This is a genomic window from Klebsiella sp. 10, from assembly GCF_018223925.1.
In the GTDB taxonomy this organism is placed as follows: Bacteria; Pseudomonadota; Gammaproteobacteria; order Enterobacterales; family Enterobacteriaceae; genus Klebsiella; species Klebsiella pneumoniae.
On sequence record NZ_JAGRRB010000014.1, the window covers coordinates 172978 to 191511 of the forward strand.

The 18534-nt window shown below is 61.1% G+C and carries 15 protein-coding genes; 9 read left to right on the forward strand and 6 right to left on the reverse strand.

Annotated features, from left to right (window positions below):
* Positions 1-72: 72 nt before the first annotated feature.
* Positions 73-2016 (reverse strand): sigma-54-dependent Fis family transcriptional regulator, encoded by a 1944-nt coding sequence (locus KHQ26_RS16665; protein ID WP_004142865.1) that lies wholly within the window; start codon positions 2014-2016, stop codon positions 73-75.
* 77 nt (positions 2017-2093) lie between these two features.
* On the opposite strand from KHQ26_RS16665, the gene KHQ26_RS16670 reads away from it, so the two are divergent.
* From KHQ26_RS16670 to KHQ26_RS16710, 9 genes are all read left to right on the forward strand, one after another.
* Positions 2094-2210: a hypothetical protein gene (locus KHQ26_RS16670; protein ID WP_004219275.1), complete on the forward strand. Its 117-nt coding sequence runs from the start codon at positions 2094-2096 to the stop codon at positions 2208-2210.
* A 77-nt stretch (positions 2211-2287) separates the two neighbouring features.
* A complete protein-coding gene (ssuD, locus tag KHQ26_RS16675) occupies positions 2288-3460 on the forward strand; it encodes an FMNH2-dependent alkanesulfonate monooxygenase (RefSeq protein ID WP_002915347.1) in 1173 nt (390 codons plus the stop codon).
* A 46-nt stretch (positions 3461-3506) separates the two neighbouring features.
* Positions 3507-4904, forward strand: a complete 1398-nt coding sequence (locus tag KHQ26_RS16680) for an FAD/NAD(P)-binding protein (RefSeq protein WP_004149578.1) — start codon at positions 3507-3509, stop codon at positions 4902-4904.
* Between the two features lie 73 nt (positions 4905-4977).
* Positions 4978-6384, forward strand: coding sequence for an LLM class flavin-dependent oxidoreductase (locus tag KHQ26_RS16685; RefSeq protein WP_002915313.1), 1407 nt, complete (start codon positions 4978-4980; stop codon positions 6382-6384).
* The gene (locus KHQ26_RS16690) at positions 6381-7403 is read left to right on the forward strand and encodes a methionine ABC transporter ATP-binding protein (RefSeq protein WP_004174621.1); all 1023 of its coding nucleotides are present in this window, start codon (positions 6381-6383) and stop codon (positions 7401-7403) included. The genes KHQ26_RS16685 and KHQ26_RS16690 overlap by 4 nt, the downstream gene beginning before the upstream one ends.
* Positions 7400-8098, forward strand: coding sequence for a methionine ABC transporter permease (locus KHQ26_RS16695; protein ID WP_002915267.1), 699 nt, complete (start codon positions 7400-7402; stop codon positions 8096-8098). The genes KHQ26_RS16690 and KHQ26_RS16695 overlap by 4 nt, the downstream gene beginning before the upstream one ends.
* Positions 8095-8973, forward strand: a complete 879-nt coding sequence (locus KHQ26_RS16700) for a MetQ/NlpA family ABC transporter substrate-binding protein (RefSeq protein WP_020804180.1) — start codon at positions 8095-8097, stop codon at positions 8971-8973. Before KHQ26_RS16695 ends, KHQ26_RS16700 begins: the two co-directional genes overlap by 4 nt.
* Before the next feature lie 193 nt (positions 8974-9166).
* Positions 9167-10588, forward strand: a complete 1422-nt coding sequence (locus KHQ26_RS16705) for an MFS transporter (RefSeq protein WP_004151071.1) — start codon at positions 9167-9169, stop codon at positions 10586-10588.
* A gap of 10 nt (positions 10589-10598) precedes the next feature.
* Positions 10599-11822 (forward strand): acyl-CoA dehydrogenase family protein, encoded by a 1224-nt coding sequence (locus KHQ26_RS16710; RefSeq protein WP_004890080.1) that lies wholly within the window; start codon positions 10599-10601, stop codon positions 11820-11822.
* 45 nt (positions 11823-11867) lie between these two features.
* Here KHQ26_RS16710 and KHQ26_RS16715 read toward each other — a convergent pair whose 3' ends face one another.
* The 5 genes from KHQ26_RS16715 to queF form a co-directional block, all read right to left on the reverse strand.
* Positions 11868-12809 carry an aliphatic sulfonate ABC transporter substrate-binding protein gene (locus KHQ26_RS16715; RefSeq protein ID WP_002915261.1) on the reverse strand — a complete coding sequence of 314 codons (942 nt, stop codon included), beginning with the start codon at positions 12807-12809 and terminating at the stop codon, positions 11868-11870.
* A 138-nt stretch (positions 12810-12947) separates the two neighbouring features.
* Positions 12948-14315 carry an L-serine ammonia-lyase gene (locus KHQ26_RS16720; RefSeq protein ID WP_002915259.1) on the reverse strand — a complete coding sequence of 456 codons (1368 nt, stop codon included), beginning with the start codon at positions 14313-14315 and terminating at the stop codon, positions 12948-12950.
* A 65-nt stretch (positions 14316-14380) separates the two neighbouring features.
* A complete protein-coding gene (locus KHQ26_RS16725; RefSeq protein WP_004151070.1) occupies positions 14381-15670 on the reverse strand; it encodes an HAAAP family serine/threonine permease in 1290 nt (429 codons plus the stop codon).
* A 509-nt stretch (positions 15671-16179) separates the two neighbouring features.
* The gene (gene ppnN / locus KHQ26_RS16730) at positions 16180-17547 is read right to left on the reverse strand and encodes a nucleotide 5'-monophosphate nucleosidase PpnN (RefSeq protein ID WP_002915258.1); all 1368 of its coding nucleotides are present in this window, start codon (positions 17545-17547) and stop codon (positions 16180-16182) included.
* Positions 17548-17658: 111 nt separating this feature from the next.
* Entirely contained in the window at positions 17659-18504 is an 846-nt protein-coding gene (queF, locus tag KHQ26_RS16735) for an NADPH-dependent 7-cyano-7-deazaguanine reductase QueF (protein WP_004174633.1), read from the reverse strand.
* Between the last annotated feature and the right edge of the window lie 30 nt (positions 18505-18534).

The window sequence follows — 18534 nt, forward strand, 5'->3', positions numbered from 1 at the left end:
TTTAGGGTAACATCGCCATCAGATCGAGGCTATCTGCGCCTGAACAATCAGGAAGATAACGCGCAAATTTCGCTAACTGACCGCCATCAGCGGTCTGATGACGTCCGGCGCGGGTTCGCCGTACCACACCGCTTCGCGCACCGGGACCGGTTTGGCGATAAGCCCGAGGGCGTAAAAGCGATCGGCGATGGTCTGCTGGGCGCGGATCACCGACAGATCCATCGGCCGCGGGCGATGGCTGCGGCGGGCGAGGGCCATGCTCAGCGACCGGGCGTCGATCCCCAGCTCTGCCGAGAGTAAGCGGGCCGCTTCGCCGCGATGCGAGTCGATAAACTGCCCGGTGTGGGTCAGCTCCGTCAGCAGGCGGCGCATGATATCGCCATGCTGAGCGAGGTAGTCCCGTCGCGAAAGATAAAACTGATGGTTGTTGACCCGGCCTTCGCCGCTGGCGACCACCCGCAGCTCGCCGGTGTGTTCGGCGTCGCTGAGCAGCGGATCCCACATCATCCAGGCGTCAACCGCCAGATAGTCGCTGGCGGTCAGCGGATATTTCGGCGGGGTATAGACCACCCGCACATCGTTCAGACCCAGGCCGGCGTCCTCGAGGATCTGCAGCAGCAGCCAGTGGACATTCGACCCTTTATTGAGGGCGATGCGTTTACCGCGCAGATCGCTGAGCTGGCGAATGTCGCTCTCCTGCGGGACGACCATCGCCACGCTGCGCGGCGCCGGCGGCTCCCACGCCACGTACATCAGTTCACTATTGCTGGCCTGGGCAAACACCGGCGGCGCTTCTCCGGTGGTGCCGAAGTCAATCTCGTTGCAGGCGAGGGCGTGGAGGAGCTGCGGTCCGGCAGGAAACTCACTCCACAGCACGTTGACGCCGAGGCTGGCGAAGGCGGTTTCCAGACTCTGACGGGCTTTCAGGATCCCGAGGCTGCCGAAGCGCTGGTAGCCAATGCGCAGTTCGCGATCGGCCCCGGCTGCGTTGGCGAACGCCCGCGGCGGCGCAGGCGGGCGGCGGCGGCTTTTGATCAGCCCGAGGTTAGCGAGCTGGGTGCGCAAGGTATGCCGGCTGATCCCCAACAGCGCGGCCGCCTGGCTCTGGTTATCGTCGCAATGTGCCATGGCGTGGCGAATCAGGGCGCTGGTCACTCGCTGCCACAGCGGCTCGCCGGGAAGCGCCAGCTGGTGGCGAATAAAGTCGTCCAGTTCATGATCGCTCGCCGGCCCCGGGGCGTCGTTGAGCGTCGCCAGGCGCAGCTGGGCAGGACTGATCTCCTCTTCTTTACTGAGCAGCACCGCGTTGTGCAGGGTGTTTTCCAGCTCGCGAATATTGCCCGGCCACGAATAGTCCATCAGCCGGGCCAGTGATTCCGGCGCCAGACGCAGGGTTGGCCGCCCGAGGCGCCGGGCGTAGAGTGATAAAAAGTGGTGCGCCAGCAGCGGGATATCCTGCCGACGCTGGCGCAGCGGCGGCAGCGGCACCACCGCGATATTCAGTCGATAGTAGAGATCCTCGCGAAAGCGGCGCTCGCGGATCGCCTGGGCCAGGTCAACGTGGGTGGCGGCAATCACCCGGACATTCACTTTAATCGCTTTGCGTGAGCCGACGCGGGTAATTTCACGCTCCTGCAGCACTCGCAGCAGCTTGACCTGCAGCGGCAGGCTTAATTCGCCGATCTCGTCCAGCAGCAGCGTCCCCCCTTCCGCGGCTTCAAACCAGCCGGGCTGTCCCTGCTGCGCGCCGGTGAAGGCGCCTTTCTCATGGCCGAACAGTTCGGCTTCGGCGAGGCTCTCGGTCAGCGCGCCGCAGTTAACGGCCAGAAACGGCTGCTGGCGACGGGCGCTGTGATGATGGAGATAGCGGGCCACCACCTCCTTGCCGGTGCCGGTTTCGCCCACGATCAGCACGGTCGCCTCCGTTGGCGCGAGTTTGTCCAGCAGGCTCTGGAAGGCCTTCGACGCCGGGTCGATCAGCGCGGGAGCGGTGGAAGGGGATTCTGGGTTCAGCATAGCGGGCCTCCGATCGTTGATGCTCTGAACTTATCCTGCGGCGGCCGCAGAAACCAGAGGGGGAAGGCCCGCGGCTGTTGCAAATGCGCCAGCGGATGCGCGGCGGCTGCGCGATTTGCAACAGCGCGGCGCGGCGAAGCCGTTTTCAGTGCATTGATTTTAAAAGATTAATTTTTTATTCACCATTGGCATGATTATCGCTAACACTCATATAACCAAATTAAAACATCTCTTCGATAAATATCGGATATGGTTATATAGGAAATAGATAATGACGCAGCAAGCTCCCGACAAGATCAATGTCTTCTGGTTCTTACCTACCCATGGCGATGGCCGTTATCTGGGTACCACCGAGGGTGGACGCCCGGTCGATTTACCTTATCTGCAGCAGGTGGCGCTGGCAGCCGACAGCCTGGGCTACTACGGCGTGCTGATCCCCACCGGTAAAAGCTGTGAAGATTCGTGGCTGGTGGCCTCGGCGCTGGCGCCGTTGACCCGCCGTCTGCGCTATCTGGTGGCGGTCAGGCCGGGCCTGCAGCCGCCAACCCTGGCGGCGCGGATGGCGGCCACCCTCGACCGTTTATCGGAAGGTCGGCTGCTGATCAACGTCGTTACCGGCGGCGACCCGGTGGAAAACAAAGGCGACGGTATCTTCCTCAGCCACAGCGAGCGCTATCAGGTGACCCGCGAATTTCTTGATGTTTACACCCGCCTGCTGCGCGGGGAAAAAGTGGACTATCACGGCGAGCATATTCACGTGGAAGGCGCTGAAGTGCTGTTCCCGCCGGTACAGGAGAATGGCCCGCCGCTCTATTTCGGCGGCTCTTCTGATGCGGCCATTGATGTGGCGGCCGAGCAGATCGACAGCTATCTGACGTGGGGCGAACCCCCGGAACTGGTGGCGGAGAAGCTGGCGGTGGTGCGCGAGCGCGCCGCGGCCCGCGGACGCACCCTGCAGTACGGCATTCGTCTGCACGTCATTGTGCGCGAAACGGAAGAAGAGGCATGGGCCGCCGCCGACCGGCTGATCGCCCATCTTGACGACGATACCATTGCCCAGGCGCAAAAGATCTTCGCCCGCATGGACTCGGCCGGCCAGGCGCGGATGAGCGCCCTGCATCAGGGATCGCGCGATAATCTGCGCATTGCGCCCAATCTGTGGGCCGGCGTCGGACTGGTGCGCGGCGGCGCGGGTACCGCGCTGGTAGGTAATCCGCAGCAGGTAGCGGAACGCATCCGCGAATATCAGGCGCTCGGCATCAGCAACTTTATCTTCTCCGGTTACCCACATCTGGAAGAAGCGCACCGCTTTGCTGAGCTGGTGATGCCTCTGTTGCCGCTGGAAAACGGGGCCTCGTCGAAGGCGCGTAGCGTGAACACCGGTCCGTTTGGCGAAACCATCGGCGGCGATAAGCGCCCGGTGCGCCAGGTCAGCGCCAGCTGATGGCCCGGAGCGCGACCATGAGACAGCATACCGGAGGAGGGCAGCGATGAGTGCAGAACCGCATATCGTGATTATCGGCGGCGGCTTTAGCGGCGCGGCGGTGGCGATTGAGCTGCTGCGCCTGGCGCCGAACGGGGTGCGCGTGACGCTGCTGGAGCCGCGCCAGTCCCCCGGGGCCGGGGTGGCCTACTCCACTGCGGAGCCGACGCACCGGATTAACGTTCCGGCCGCTCGCATGCAGCTGGCCGGCGACGAAGAGGGCGCCTTCGATCATTGGTACCGCCATCAGCCTGCCTTTACCGTCGATGTGCAGGCGCTGCGCCCGGACGGTTCCGTCTACCCTCAGCGCGGCCAGTTTGGTCGCTATGTGGCGCAGCGTTTTGCCGACGCCGCGGCGTCCAGCGGCGGACGGCTTCGCCACCTGCGCGATCGGGCGCTCGCTTTTCATCAGGGGATGGTGACCACCGACGGCGGCCTGCAGCTTAAGGCCGATCTGCTGGTGCTGGCGATCAGTCATCCACCGCCTTCGCTGCCGGCACAGGCCGAAGCCTGGCGTCATCATCCGGCGCTGATTGCCAACCCGTGGCAGCCAGGCGCGCTCGATGCCATCGCCCCGCACGCCCGGGTGGCGGTGATGGGCACCGGATTAACCATGGCCGATACGGTCGCGACGCTGGACCGGCTGGGCCACCGCGGCAGTATCGTCGCCTTTTCGCGCCATGGCCTGCTGTCGCGCGGCAACCTTAGCGGCGCAGGGGCAACCTGGCCTGGCGACTATCAGCAGGGCAGCCTGCGCCAGCGCCTGCGCCAGATCCGCCTCGACGTCGCGTATGCGGCGCAGCAGGGCCTGAGCTGGCAGGTGGTGCTGGATGCGGTTCGTCAGCAGGGGCAACGGATCTGGCAGGCGCTCAGCGTCGCCGATCGCCAGCGTTTTCTGCGCCATCTGCGCCATTACTGGGATGTCCACCGCTACCGCGTGGCGCCGCAGGTCGCCGAGGTGCTGGAGGCGCGCCAGCGCACGGGCAGTCTGCAGGTGCAGGCGGCCAGGCTACTGTCGATAAGCGGTGAAGGCGAAACGCTGCGTCTGACGCTGGCGCGGCGCGGCGGCGGCGTGCAGACGCTGAGCGTCGATCACCTGATCCTGACCACCGGACCCGCACACCGCGCCCTGACCGACAGCCAGCCATTTTTACAGGACCTCGCCCGCCGCGGCCTGATTCGCGCCGATGCCCTCGGCATGGGCCTGGAGGTGGACAGCCGTTCCCGGGCAGTGGCTGAGCCGCACGTTGAGGCGCTGCCGGTGCTGGTGGCCGGTCCGGCCGCCCGCGGGCGTTTTGGCGAACTGATGGGCCTGCCGCAGGTAGCCGACCATGCCGCTGACGTGGCGGCGCAAGCGTTACTCACGCTCGGGATCCCGCAGGACTCCCGATGTCCTGCGTACTGAATACCTCTCTTTCTTTTCCCTGATTCATTTTGCCGCGTGCGCCCCGGCGACGGGCCGCGCTATGGAGATTGCTATGTCATCACAACGTGAAATTCGTCTTAACGCTTTCGATATGAACTGCGTCGGCCATCAGTCGCCGGGCCTGTGGGCGCATCCCCGGGATCGCTCCTGGCAGTATAAAGATCTGGAGTACTGGGTGGATCTGGCGCGGCTGCTGGAGCGCGGCAAGTTCGACGGGCTGTTTATCGCCGACGTGCTGGGGATCTATGACGTGCTGAACGGCAGCGGCGATGCGGCGATCCGCCAGGCGACGCAGGTTCCGGTCAACGATCCGCTGGCTCTGATCACCCCAATGGCGCTGGTGACGGAGCATCTGGGCTTCGGCCTGACCGCCTCGCTGTCGTTTGAGCATCCTTACCCCTTCGCTCGTCGTCTGTCGACGCTCGATCATCTGACCAAAGGGCGGGTGGGCTGGAATATTGTCACCTCCTATCTGGAGAGCGGGGCGCGCAATATCGGCCAGCAGACCCAGACCGACCATGACACCCGCTATGACTATGCCGATGAGTATTTGCAGGTGATCTATAAGTTGCTGGAGGGAAGCTGGGAGGATGGGGCGGTGCTGCGCGACAGAGAGCGGAAGATCTTCAGCGATCCGCGGAAAATCCATCCCATTAACCATCAGGGACAGTTCTTTTCCGTGCCGGGGATCCACCTCTGCGAGCCATCCCCGCAGCGCACGCCGGTGCTGTATCAGGCGGGGGCGTCCAGCCGCGGCAAACAGTTCGCCGCCGGCCATGCCGAATGCGTCTTCGTCGCAGCGCCGTCGAAGGTGCTGCTGAAGAAGACGGTGGCGGATATTCGCCGCCGGGCAGCTGAGGCGGGGCGCGATCCGCACAGCATCCTGATCTTCAACCTGCAGACGGTGATTGTCGGCGACACCGACCGCGAGGCACAGGCGAAGTGGCAGGAATATAAGCAGTACGTCAGCTATGAAGGCGCGCTGGCGCTGCTCTCCGGCTGGACGGGGATCGATTTCGGCCAGTATCAGCCGGATCAGGTGCTGAAGTATCTGCACACCAACGCCATTCAGTCGGCGGTGGAGGCCTTTTCGACCGCTGATCCGAACCGCCAGTGGACGGTGCAGGCCCTGGCCGATTGGGCGGGGATCGGCGGCTTCGGTCCGCTGGTGGTTGGCAGCGCGCAAACCGTGGCGGACGAACTGCAGTCCTGGGTCGAAGAGACGGACGTCGATGGCTTTAACCTCGCCTATGCCGTCACTCACGAAACCTTCCGCGACGTCGTCGAGCTGCTGGTGCCTGAGCTGCAAAAGCGCGGCGTCTTTAAGCAGGAGTACCGCGAGGGGACCCTGCGCGAAAAACTGTTCGGCGGCGGCCCGCGTCTGGCCGCGCCTCACCCGGGCGCCAGCTACCGCCGCGATGCGCGCACGGCGGCATCGGTAGAGGAGAAGGTGACATGATCGCTATTGATGACTTGCATAAAAGTTACCGCACGGCGGATGGCCGGCTCAGCGCGGTGCTGAAAGGGCTGTCGCTGCAGGTGCCTGAGCGCTCCATCACCGCGGTGGTGGGGCCGAGCGGCGCCGGTAAATCAACCCTGGCGCGCTGCATCAGCCTGCTGGAGCAACCGGACAGCGGCAGCATTCGTATCAATGGCCAGGATCTGTCGGCGCTGTCCGGCGAGGCGCTGCGCCGGGAACGGCGGGCGATTGGCACCGTTTTCCAATCTTCGGCGCTGTTGAGCCGCAGGACCGCCTGGGAGAATGTCGCCCTGCCGCTGGCGTGGCTTGGTGTGGTGGAGCGCGATATCAAGGCGCGGGTTGGCGAGCTGCTGGAGAGCGTCGGCCTGAGCCACAAAGCGGATGCCTGGCCGGCCCAGCTCTCAGGCGGCCAGCGCCAGCGGATCGGCATTGCCCGCGCGCTGGCGCTGCGCCCGTCCGTTCTGCTGGCGGATGAAGCCACCTCCGGCCTCGATCCTCAGGCCACGGCCTCGGTGCTGGCTCTGCTCAAGCGGCTGCGTGATGAGTACCAGCTGGCGATCGTCCTGATTACCCATGAAATGGACGCGGTGCGCACGGCGGCGGATGCGGTGGCGGAGATCCGCGACGGGACGATCGTCCAGTACGGGCGGATCGAAGATCTGCTGGCGCGTCCCGATTCTCTGCTCGGCCAGCAGCTGTTGCCGCTGACGCCGGCGGCAGCTACCCACAGCGATCTGCTGCTGCGTCTGAGCTACCGCTGGGATGTGCCGGTGGCCACCGACTGGATCAGCCGCCTGAGCCAGCAGTGGGCGCTGCAGATCGATCTCCTTGGCGGTCACGTCGAGGTGATTAATGGTCGGCTGGCCGGTCGCCTGCAGGCCGGAGTGCGCTTTCAGGGCGAACGCCTGTCGCCCGCGCGACTGCAGGGCCTGCTGGCGCAGCTCGGCATAACGGCGGAGATCCTCGACAGTGCGCCGTTGCTCAGGGAGGCGGTATGAAACCGACAGTCATCAGTCAGGATACCCCCTGGGGCGAAATCCCTTCGCTGCTGCTCCCCGCCTATGGCGAAACCTGGCTGATGGTGGCCATTGTGATGCTGTTTGTCGTCACGCTGGGAGGACTGGTGGGGGTGGTGTTGTTTAACGCCTCGCCGCGGGGCTTATTTCCGCACGCACTGCTGTACCGGCTGCTGAACTGGGTGGTCAATATGGGACGTTCGCTGCCGTTTCTGGTGCTGATGGCCGCCATTATCCCGTTCACTTACTGGCTGACCGGCACCACGATTGGCATCCCCGCCGCGGTAGTGCCGATGATCGCCGCCGGCGTCCCGTTCTTTGGCCGTCTGGTGGAGAACGCGCTGCGCGAGTTGCCGGCGGAGGTCACCGCGGTGGGGGTCGTCTGCGGCGGGTCGCGCTGGCAAATCATTGCCAGCGCGCAGCTCAGTGAAGCCATGCCCGCGCTGGTGGCGGCGGTGACGCTAAACCTGGTCTCGATGATCGAGTATTCGGCTATCGCCGGGACCATCGGCGCCGGCGGCATCGGCTACCTGGCCGTGGTGTACGGCTATCAGCGCTTCGACAACCACATCATGATCGCGACGATCGTTGCCCTGATCGCCACGATCCAGTTGATTCAATTTTTGGGTGACCGTCTGGTCAACCGTTTACGCCACACGCAGGGGAACCTTGTATGACAACAGAGCAACTTGAGTTACGTAAAGCGCGGCGCTGGCCCTGGCTGGCGGCGCTGGCGGTGATTATCCTGCTCGCCATCGCCTTCTGGTGGTGGCGGGGACATACCCAAAGCCAGCAGGTGGTCTTCGGCAGCACGTTAAAAATTCACTACGAGCCGGCGATGGCCGGCGAGCAGCGGATCATTGAGTATATTAATCAGCATATTGCGCCCGATTACGGTCTGAAACTGGAGGCGGTGGGGGTGCAGGATCCGGTCCAGGCTGACCGCGCGGTAGCGGAAGGTCAGTATGCCGGGACGATCTATCAGCATCAGTGGTGGCTTAAACAGGTGGTGGACGCTAACGGCTTTGCGCTGTCGACCACGTTGCCGGTGTTCCAGTGGGCGTTTGGCATCTATTCCGACCGCTACTCGTCGGTACAGGCGTTGCCCAACGGCGCGACCATTGTCGTGCCTGACGATGGCGCCAATCAGGGGCAGGCCCTGTGGCTGCTCCAGCGCATTGGGTTGATCTCGCTCGACCCGGCAGTGGAGCCGCGCACGGCGAAGCTGAAAAATATTGTCGGTAACCCGCATCAGTTTGTCTTTAAAGAGCTGGATCTGCTGACCATGCCGCGGGCGTTAAATTCGGTGGATGCCGCCATCGGCTATGTCTCGCAATTTGACGCCGGGAAAGTGCCGCGTGAGAAAGGCATATTATTCCCGCCGGCGCCGCGCACCTTTGCTTCGCAATTAGTGATTGGTACACCGTATTTATCGCAGGAAAATATCGTCAAATTAAAACAGGCTTTTTCTGACCCGCGGATCCAGACGTGGTTAAAAACCACCGATGACCCGCTGGTAAAAGACGTATTAGTTCCAGTGTCCGCGGAATAAGCGTCCTGCACGACGTCTATTTTCGTTGTTATTTATTTCCCTTGAGGATGCGTGAAAGCGCGTCCTTTTTGTGTTGGTGATATTTATTAACTTATTGATTATATTGATTTTTATAGAATGATTTTTTGTTTTGATTCTCGTCGCGCGCGGTCTATAACCGCTGATGACCTGCACAAAATAATAAGGTGAAAAAATGAGTACATTACCAGTGGATAATCCCGGTATCGCTTCGGTACCGGTCAGTAGCGTCGGGGATGTGGCGCGGCTAATTAATTCCGGCAAGGAACAAGCGAAATATGCGCGGATGATTGTCTTCCTCGCGCTGGGGGGCGTTTTTCTCGACGCATATGACTTAACCACGCTCTCCTACGGTATTGATGACGTTGTACGTGAATTTCAGCTCTCACCGCTGCTGACCGGCCTGGTGACTTCGTCCATTATGGTCGGGACTATCGTCGGCAATATTATCGGCGGCTGGCTGACCGATAAATATGGTCGCTATTCGGTTTTTATGGCCGATATGTTCTTTTTCGTGATTTCGGCTATCGCCGCCGGGCTGGCGCCGAACGTCTGGGTGTTGATTGGCGCCCGCTTCCTGATGGGCATCGGCGTTGGCATCGACCTGCCGGTAGCGATGTCCTATCTGGCCGAGTTTTCCCGCTTTGCCGGCAAAGGCAACAAAGCGGCTCGCCTCGCGGCGTGGTGCCCGATGTGGTACGCCGCCTCAACCGTCTGCTTTCTCATTATCTTCGGCCTCTATTTCCTGCTGCCGCAGGAGCATCTTGACTGGCTGTGGCGCGCCTCCCTGCTGTTCGGCGCCGTGCCGGCACTGCTGATTATTGCCGTCCGCAGTCGATTTATGAATGAATCCCCGCTGTGGGCGGCGAACCAGGGCGATCTGACCTCTGCAGTGCGTATTTTACGCGACTCCTGGGGGATCCATGCCCATGAGGTCCCGGCGGCGAAGCCCGCGCCAGCGCCGAAAGTGAGCTTCCGTGTGCTGTTCGAAAAACCCTACCGCGAGCGGACTATCGTCGCCGGGGTGATGAATATCTGTATCTCCTTCGAGTACACGGCGATTGCCTTTTTCCTGCCGTCAATTCTTGCCCAGTTCCTCGGGGCTGGCGTCTTCGAAACTATTTCGGCATCGCTGGGGCTGAACGCCCTGTTTGCTTTTACCGGTGGGCTGCTCGGTATGCATCTGGCGTGGAAATATCCTTCGCGTCATGTGGCGATAGCCGGCTTCGCCCTGCAGTTTGTGGCGCTGATTGTGCTGGCGCTGGTGGGGCAACCGCACGCGACGGCAGGTATCGTGCTGGCTATCGCGATGCTGGGGCTGTGGCTGTTCGCCGAAGGGTTTGGCCCGGGGGCGCAGCTGATGATCTACCCGGCGCTCTCCTATCCTACTGCCATTCGCGCCACCGGGGTCGGTTTCAGCCGGGCACTCTCCGGGATCGGCAGCGCGCTGGCGTTGTTTATTCTGCCGCTGCTGCAGGCCTCCCTCGGCACGCAGATGTTCTGGGTGGTCTCGCTTGCCGCCATTATTCCCATTTTCTTCCTGCTGGCGGTCCGTCATGAACCGACGCGAGAAGATATCGACGCACTTCATGAATAAGGAACTGACAATGACCCTGCTCTCTACTGGCACCGATTATGACGCGCTGGCGGCCGCCTTCCGCCCGATATTCACCCGTATCGCCCAGGGCGCTGCGGAGCGCGAACAGCAGCGCATTCTGCCCGATGAGCCGATCCGCTGGCTGAAAGAAGCGGGCTTCGGCACGCTGCGTATCCCGCGCGAGAAGGGCGGCTGGGGCGCTTCGCTGCCGCAGCTCAGCGCGCTGCTGATCGAGCTGGCGCAAGCGGACTCTAACCTGCCGCAGGCCCTGCGCGCGCACTTTGCCTTTGTGGAAGATCAGCTGAATCAGCCGGATTCCGCCGGGCGCGACCGCTGGTTTCGTCGCTTCCTCGACGGTGAGCTGGTGGGCAGCGGCTGGACGGAGATCGGCGCGGTTAAGCTGGGAGAGGTGAACACCAGAGTGACGCCGGCAGAGGGCGGCTGGCGACTCGACGGCGAGAAGTTTTACAGCACCGGCGCGCTGTACGCCGACTGGATCGATGTGTTTGCCCGGCGCAGTGATACCGCCAGCGATGTGATAGCCCTGGTCAGCACCCAGCAGACCGGCGTGGTGCGGGAAGATGACTGGGATGGCTTTGGCCAGCGGTTGACCGGCAGCGGGACCACCCGCTTTACCGGCGCTCGGGTGGAAACCGAACATGTCTATGATTTTGCCCAGCGCTTTCGCTATCAGACCGCCTTCTACCAGCATGTGCTGCTGGCGACCCTCGCGGGCATTGGCCTGGCGGTTGAGCGGGATGCCGCGCAGGGCGTCAAACATCGCTCCCGGATGTACAGCCACGGCAACGCCGCCGTGCCGCGCGATGACGCCCAGGTTCTGCAGGTCGTTGGGCAGATCAGCAGCTGGGCATGGGCGACCCGGGCCGCGGTCCTGCAGGCCGCGGAATCGCTGCAGCAGGCCTATGTGGCGCACGTCAGCGACGACGAAGCATTGATTGCCCGGCGTAACCAGCTGGCGGAAGTGGAAGCGGCGCAGGCGCAGGTGATCGCCAGCGACTGGATCCCGCGGGCGGCGACGGAGCTGTTTAATGCCCTCGGGGCGTCGGATACGCGAACTCGCCTTGCGCTGGATCGCCACTGGCGCAATGCGCGGACGGTTGCCTCGCATAATCCGGTGATTTATAAGGCACGTAATATCGGTAACTGGCTGGTGAACGGTGAAGCGCCCACCTTTATCTGGCAGATAGGCAATGGTGAGAAAACGGCGGGGTAAGCCTGTCGGCGACGGGAGGCGTAGTGCTTCCCGTCGTCAGGAAAATCAAGGTTTATCCAGCGACCAGGTGGCGCTGCGCACGTCGACTTTCACCGGCAGCAGGCCGATGCGCGTAAAGGTATCCGCCAGCGCCTGCTGTTCGTTATACACCGCCGGGGTCATGCGTTCGGCACCGTAGGGCAGGCGGGCCAGGGTCTTCAGCCAGATGGCTTTATCCAGTCCGGTTGAGGTCGACAGCAGCCCGGCGGCCTCGTCCTGATGGCTGTTCGCCCACGCGCTGAGTTTACCCAGCTCATCCACCACCTGCTTTGCTGTCTCCGGGTAGGTATCTGCAAACTTGCGGCTGGCGAGATAGAAGGTGTAGTGCGGCACCAGCCCCTCGGCATTGCGGATCTGTCGGGCTTTCGCGTTGGTTTCCACTTCTGCGAGGAACGGATCCCAGATCACCCACGCATCAATCGCCCCGCGCTGGAAAGCGGCGCGGGCGTCCGCCGGCGGCAGATAGACCGGGGTGATGTCTTTATAGCTGAGGCCCGCTTTTTCCAGTGCGGCAACCAGCAGGTAGTTGACGTCAGACCCCTTGTTCAACCCCACGCGCTTGCCCTTCAGGTCGGCCACGCTGTGGATTGCCGACTGTTCAGGCACCACAATCGCTTCCGTTTTCGGGTTAGCGGGGGAGTGGGCAAGGTAGACCAGATCGGCTTGCGCCGCCTGGGCAAAGGCCGGAGGTGCATCGCCGGTCGCGGCCAGATCGATACTACCGACGTTCAGCCCCTCCAGCATTTGCGGCCCGGCGGGGAATTCGACCCAGCGTACGGCAATGCCCTGTTTTTTCAGGCTCTCATCCAGTGTGCCGCGGTACTTCAGCAGCGCGAAGATATTCGCCTTTTGATAGCCGATGTTGACGGTTTCCGGCGCTTTGGCCAGCGCGGAGGTAGAGAGGGCGGCGAGGACCAGCAGCCAGGCGGGGCGGAATCGGTTGGACATTGTCTGTTCTCCTTAGCGGTTTTGCGTAAGGTAACAAACATCGCTTATAACCATTAAATAACTAAAATTTTATTGATATAACAAAAAGAGTTATGCAGGACGATGGCCCGACACGCCGACGCGTGGCGGGCCAGCAGGTTAATCGCAGGCAACAATCTTCATCGCCAGACCACCGCGGGAGGTTTCCCGGTACTTGGCGTTCATGTCTTTGCCGGTTTCGTACATGGTCTCGATCACTTTATCGAGACACACGCGCGGCTCGCTGGTCCGGCGCAGCGCCATTCGCGCGGCGTTGACCGCTTTCACGGCAGCGATAGCGTTGCGTTCGATGCACGGCACCTGCACCTGGCCGGCGACCGGGTCGCAGGTCAGGCCGAGGTTATGCTCCATAGCGATCTCTGCCGCGATGCACACCTGACCCGGGCTGCCGCCCAGCAGTTCCGCCAGACCGGCCGCCGCCATCGAGCAGGCGACCCCCACTTCACCCTGGCAGCCGACTTCGGCGCCGGAGATGGAGGCGTTCATCTTATACAGCGAACCAATCGCGCTGGCGACCAGCATATAGCGGGCCAGGGAGTTGCTGTTCACCTTGCGGATAAACTTGTCGTAGTAGGCCAGCACCGCCGGCACGATACCGCAGGCGCCGTTGGTTGGCGCGGTCACCACCCGGCCGCCGGCGGCGTTCTCTTCGTTCACCGCCAGGGCGAACATATTGATCCAGTCGACCACCGCCATCGGATCGCTGTTGGTGGTGTCCTGGCTCACCAGCATGCGGCGCAGCGCGGCGGCGCGGCGCGGGACGCGCAGTTTGCCCGGCAGGACGCCTTCGGTGGTGATGCCGCGCTCGATACCGGCGCTCATCACTTCCCACACCGCGGCGAAGTGTTGCTCAAGGGCTTCTTTGCTGTGCAGCGCCAGTTCGTTCTGCATCATCAGGCCGGAGAGCGACAGCCCGGTTTCACGGCAGTGACGCTGCAGGTCGGCGGCGTTTTTGTAAGGGTAAGGAACGGCAACCGGCGCCTCGGTAGTCTGGCCGAAGTGCTCCTCATCAACGATAAAGCCGCCGCCGATAGAGTAATACGTCTGGCTGTAGAGCACCTTGTCGCCGGCCAGGGCTGTGATGCGCATGCCGTTCTCATGCAGCGACAGGTTGTCGGCATGGAAATTCATGCACTGATCCACCGGGAAGTCCACTTCGTGCTGACCGTTGGCCAGCATCAGGCGGCCATGGGTATTAACATCCTGAATAAAGCCCGGAATGGCGTCGATGTCGACGGTGTCCGGCAGGTTGCCGGCGAGTCCCATGATAATCGCGATATCGGTATGGTGGCCTTTACCGGTCAGGGAGAGGGAGCCGTAGACGTCGACGACGACTTTGCTCACCTCGGCCAGCAGGCCGCGCGCGATCAGGTCGTCAGTGAATTGTTTGCCCGCTTTCATCGGTCCAACGGTATGGGAGCTGGAAGGGCCAATGCCGATTTTAAAGATATCGAATACGCTGATCATATGTATTCCCGTGCTGTCGGAAAGCGCGCCGCCGTAAAGCGGCGCGGGGGGAGGCGTTGAATGAATTAGCTGAACAGAGAGTAGAAGATCGCGGAGATGGCAATCAGGCCCATAATCACCACGAAGACGTTGCTGATATGGCCGCTGTATTTACGCATCGCCGGGACTTTCTGAATCGCGTACATCGGCATCAGGAACAGGATCATCGCGATAATCGGGCCGCCAAGGGTCTCGATCATACCGAGGATGCTCGGGTTCAGGGTTGCCACAATCCAGGTGGTGATCAGCATGAACAGCGCGGTCAGCTTGTTCAGTTTGTTGATTTCAATCGATTTGCCTTTACTGCGCAGGGATTTGATCACCATGCCGTTAAAGCCTTCGCGAGCGCCCAGATAGTGGCCAAGGAAGGATTTGGTGATGGCGATCATCGCGATGATCGGCGCCATCCAGGCAATGATTGGCGCGTTAAAGTGGTTCGCCAGGTAAGACAGAATCGAGATGTTCTGCTCTTTCGCCGCCGCCAGGTCTGCCGGAGAGAGGCTCAGAACGCAGCTGAAGACGAAGAACATCACGGTCAGCACCATCATGATGTGGGCGCGAGCGAGGATACTGGAGCATTTCTTCTCAGCGCCTTCGCCGTACTCTTCACGTTTGGCTACCGCGAAGGAAGAGATGATCGGCGAGTGGTTGAAGGAGAAGACCATCACCGGGATCGCCAGCCACAGGGTCATCAGCAGGCCGTTGCCGGTAACGGAAGCGCCGCTCAGGGAGAGCGTCTCCAGCGCCGCGCCGTTCCACTGCGGGATCAGATACAGAGCCAGCACCATCAGCGCGATAACGAATGGGAACACCAGCACGCTCATCGCTTTCACAATCATCTGCTCGCCGAAACGCACAATGGTCATCATGCCGACGATCAGGATCAGCGACAGAATGGCGCGCGGCGGCGGCGTCATGTGCAGCTGGTGCGCCATGAAGGTTTCGACGGTGTTAGTGATCGCCACGCTGTAAACCAGCAGGATCGGGTAGATAGCGAAGAAATAAAGCAGGGTAATCAGCTTACCTGCGCCTACGCCGAAGTGTTCTTCCACTACTTCGGTGATGTCTTCGCCCGGGTTTTTCCCGGAGAGCACGAAGCGGGTCATGCCGCGGTGGGCGAAGAAAGTCATCGGGAAGGCCAGAATCGCCATGATGATCAGGGGGATCATGCCGCCAACGCCGGCGTTGATCGGCAGGAACAAGACGCCTGCGCCAATCGCCGTGCCGTACAGGCCCAGCATCCACATGGTGTCGGTTTTACGCCATCCGCTGCGGGTTTCGCCCGAAACGATGGTGCTGGTTTGAGTGGTTTCCATCTGTATCTCCTGGAGGAATCAACAAAATCTAATGAATAAATACAATTGCGTAACATGAAATTCGTTTAATTACGGTTTTTTTAGAAATTTTCTCCGTAATAATTGGGCCGGAAAGATACATTTATATGGTTTATGCATCAGTGATCTCGATCTCAAATGCAATAATCCACTTTCAATGTGCGTATTTTTAGTCCAACAGCCTGTTTCTGGTGATCAGCCAGCGATTTGTGGCGCGAAGGCTACCATTTGCAGCATATGAGATAAAAGCGGAGCGGCGTAATAACGAGGGATTTACTGTAAAAAAGAGAACTAGTCGACGTTTTTGCGCTTAAAACCATTTTTTGCAGTGATAATTGTCGCAGTTTTTACCAACGCAAACGTTTGGCTATGTAGAAATAATTCAGGTGATTGATTAGTAACAGAAAGGTTTTTAGCGCGTTCTGGAAGTCAGAGGAAGAGAGCCCGCCGGGGGCAGGCGTCAGGCGATGCCCCGGCGGGAGAGGGGGAAATCAGGCGATGATTTCGTAGCAAGGAATATAGGCGGTGCCGCCCGGAAGCTTCATGCGGTGCTGGGCGACGAAGCCCTGCAGCAGATCGTCCATACGGCGCATCATCTCCGGATCGCCGTGCAGTTTGTAAGGACCGTACTGCTCAATGGCCTGGATGCCCACCTCTTTGACGTTCCCCGCGACAATCCCGGAGAAGGCACGACGCAGGTCGGCGGCCAGCACTTCCACCGGCTGATCCGGGGAGAGTTTGAGGTTGGCCATGTTCTCGTGGGTCGGATCAAACGGCATCTGCAGGTCCGGCGAGATGCGAATCGACCAGTTAAAGCTATAGGCGTCATCGGTCTCGCGACGGCTCTCTTTCACCAGCGGCATCGCTTTTTTCATCTGCCGCGCCACTTCCGCGGGGTCGTCAATGATGATCCGGTAGTGGCGACGGGCCGATTCGCCCAGGGTATGGGTGATAAACTCGTCCAGTACACGGAAGTAGTCGGCGCTCTCCTTCGGCCCGGTGAGGATCAGCGGCAGCACCTGCGCTTTGTTGTCGGGGTGCATCAGAATACCCAGCAGGTAGAGCAGCTCTTCGGCAGTGCCGACGCCGCCCGGGAAAATAATGATCCCGTGGGCGATACGTACGAAGGCCTCCAGACGCTTTTCGATATCCGGCATGATGATCAGTTCATTGACCAGCGGGTTCGGTGGTTCCGCAGCGATAATGGATGGTTCGGTCATGCCGATAAAGCGGCTGTCTTTGTAGCGCTGCTGCGCATGGCCGACGGCGGCGCCTTTCATCGGCGCCTCCATTGCGCCAGGCCCGCAGCCGGTGCAGATATTCAGTTCCCGCAGGCCCAGCTGCGTACCGACGCGGCGGGCGTAGAGATATTCGTTTTCGTTGATGGAGTGGCCGCCCCAGCAGACGATCATGTTCGGCGCCTCGCCGACGTGCAGCGCGCGGGCGTTGCGCAGGATCGAGAACACCAGGTTAGTGATATGAACCGAACTTTCGAGATCGAGGTTCGGGAAGCGAACGGTATTGTGGATCTGGCCGTAAACGAACAGGATATCGCGCAGCACGGCGAACAGGTTGGCCTGCAGGGAGCGGATAATCCGCCCGTCAACGAAGGCGTCTTCCGGCGGGTTGATCAGTTCCAGCTTCACGCCGCGTTCGCGCCGCAGCACGTTAATCTCGAAATTTTCGAAACGGGACAGGAGCTCCTTGCTGTTATCGGTCAGGCTCCCCGAGTTGAGCACAGCAAGCGAGCAGTTGCGAAAGAGTTGGTACAGGTCGCTGCTGGCGGTGCGCTTAAGCATATCCACTTCCAGCTGCGACAGCATATCCATTGAACCAAGCGGGCTAACATGTGTAATCAAGTGAACTCCTTACAGGACGCTTATGGTCTTCCTGTGATTACAATAGCCCTGCGAACGGCGTTTCCACAACCTTGCGCGCGCCTAAACGCACGCAAATTGTGAAATTGTTTATTATTGACGGGCGAGGCGGCCGGTGGCGGGGGAAAAGTCGCCATTGCTGCGCCAGGGGTTGATATCCAGACCGCCGCGTCGCGTATAGCGGGCGTAAACGGAAAGCGATTCCGGCTGGCAGAAACGGAGAATATCGTTAAAGATACGTTCGACGCACTGCTCATGGAATTCGTTATGGTGGCGGAACGAAACCAGATAGCGCAGGAGCTGCTCGCGGTCGATTTTCGCCCCCCGATACTGGATCTGCACCGAGCCCCAGTCCGGCTGATGAGTGATAAGGCAATTAGACTTCAGCAGGTGGCTGACCAGCGTCTCCTCCACGATTTTGCCGCTGGCGGCGCCCTGCAGGTAATCGGCGCTGAACTGATAGTTATCGATCTCGATATCCTGATCGTCGATGCAGGTGCCGTGCAGGCGGGCAATCGGCTGGCCTTCCAGTTCATCCAGGCGGTAGAGCGATACCTTCACCTTCCCCTGCGCGCAGGCGCTGAGATCGCGAGTCAGGGTCTCTGCAACGTCCTGCCAGCTGGCGAAACGGGTCTGGTTAAAGCTGTTGAGATAGAGCTTAAAGCTTTTCGACTCCACCAGATTGAGGCTGGTATCGGGCAGCTCGACGTGGCCGACAGCCACCTGCGGCAGACCTTTGCCGTTCAGCCAGGAGAGTTCGTACAGCGTCCAGATATCGGCGCCGTGAAACGGCAGATTATCGGCATGCAGGCCCAGCGGGTCGCGGTTTAAACTGCGCGGCACGCCCTGCAGCAGCGAGGCGTCATAGGTATCGCGGTAATCGGTTGATTTACCGAGCGTCAGGCCGGCCAGCGCCTGATGATTATCGTAAGAAGACATGTTTCACCATAGTAAAGCGGGTACACTATT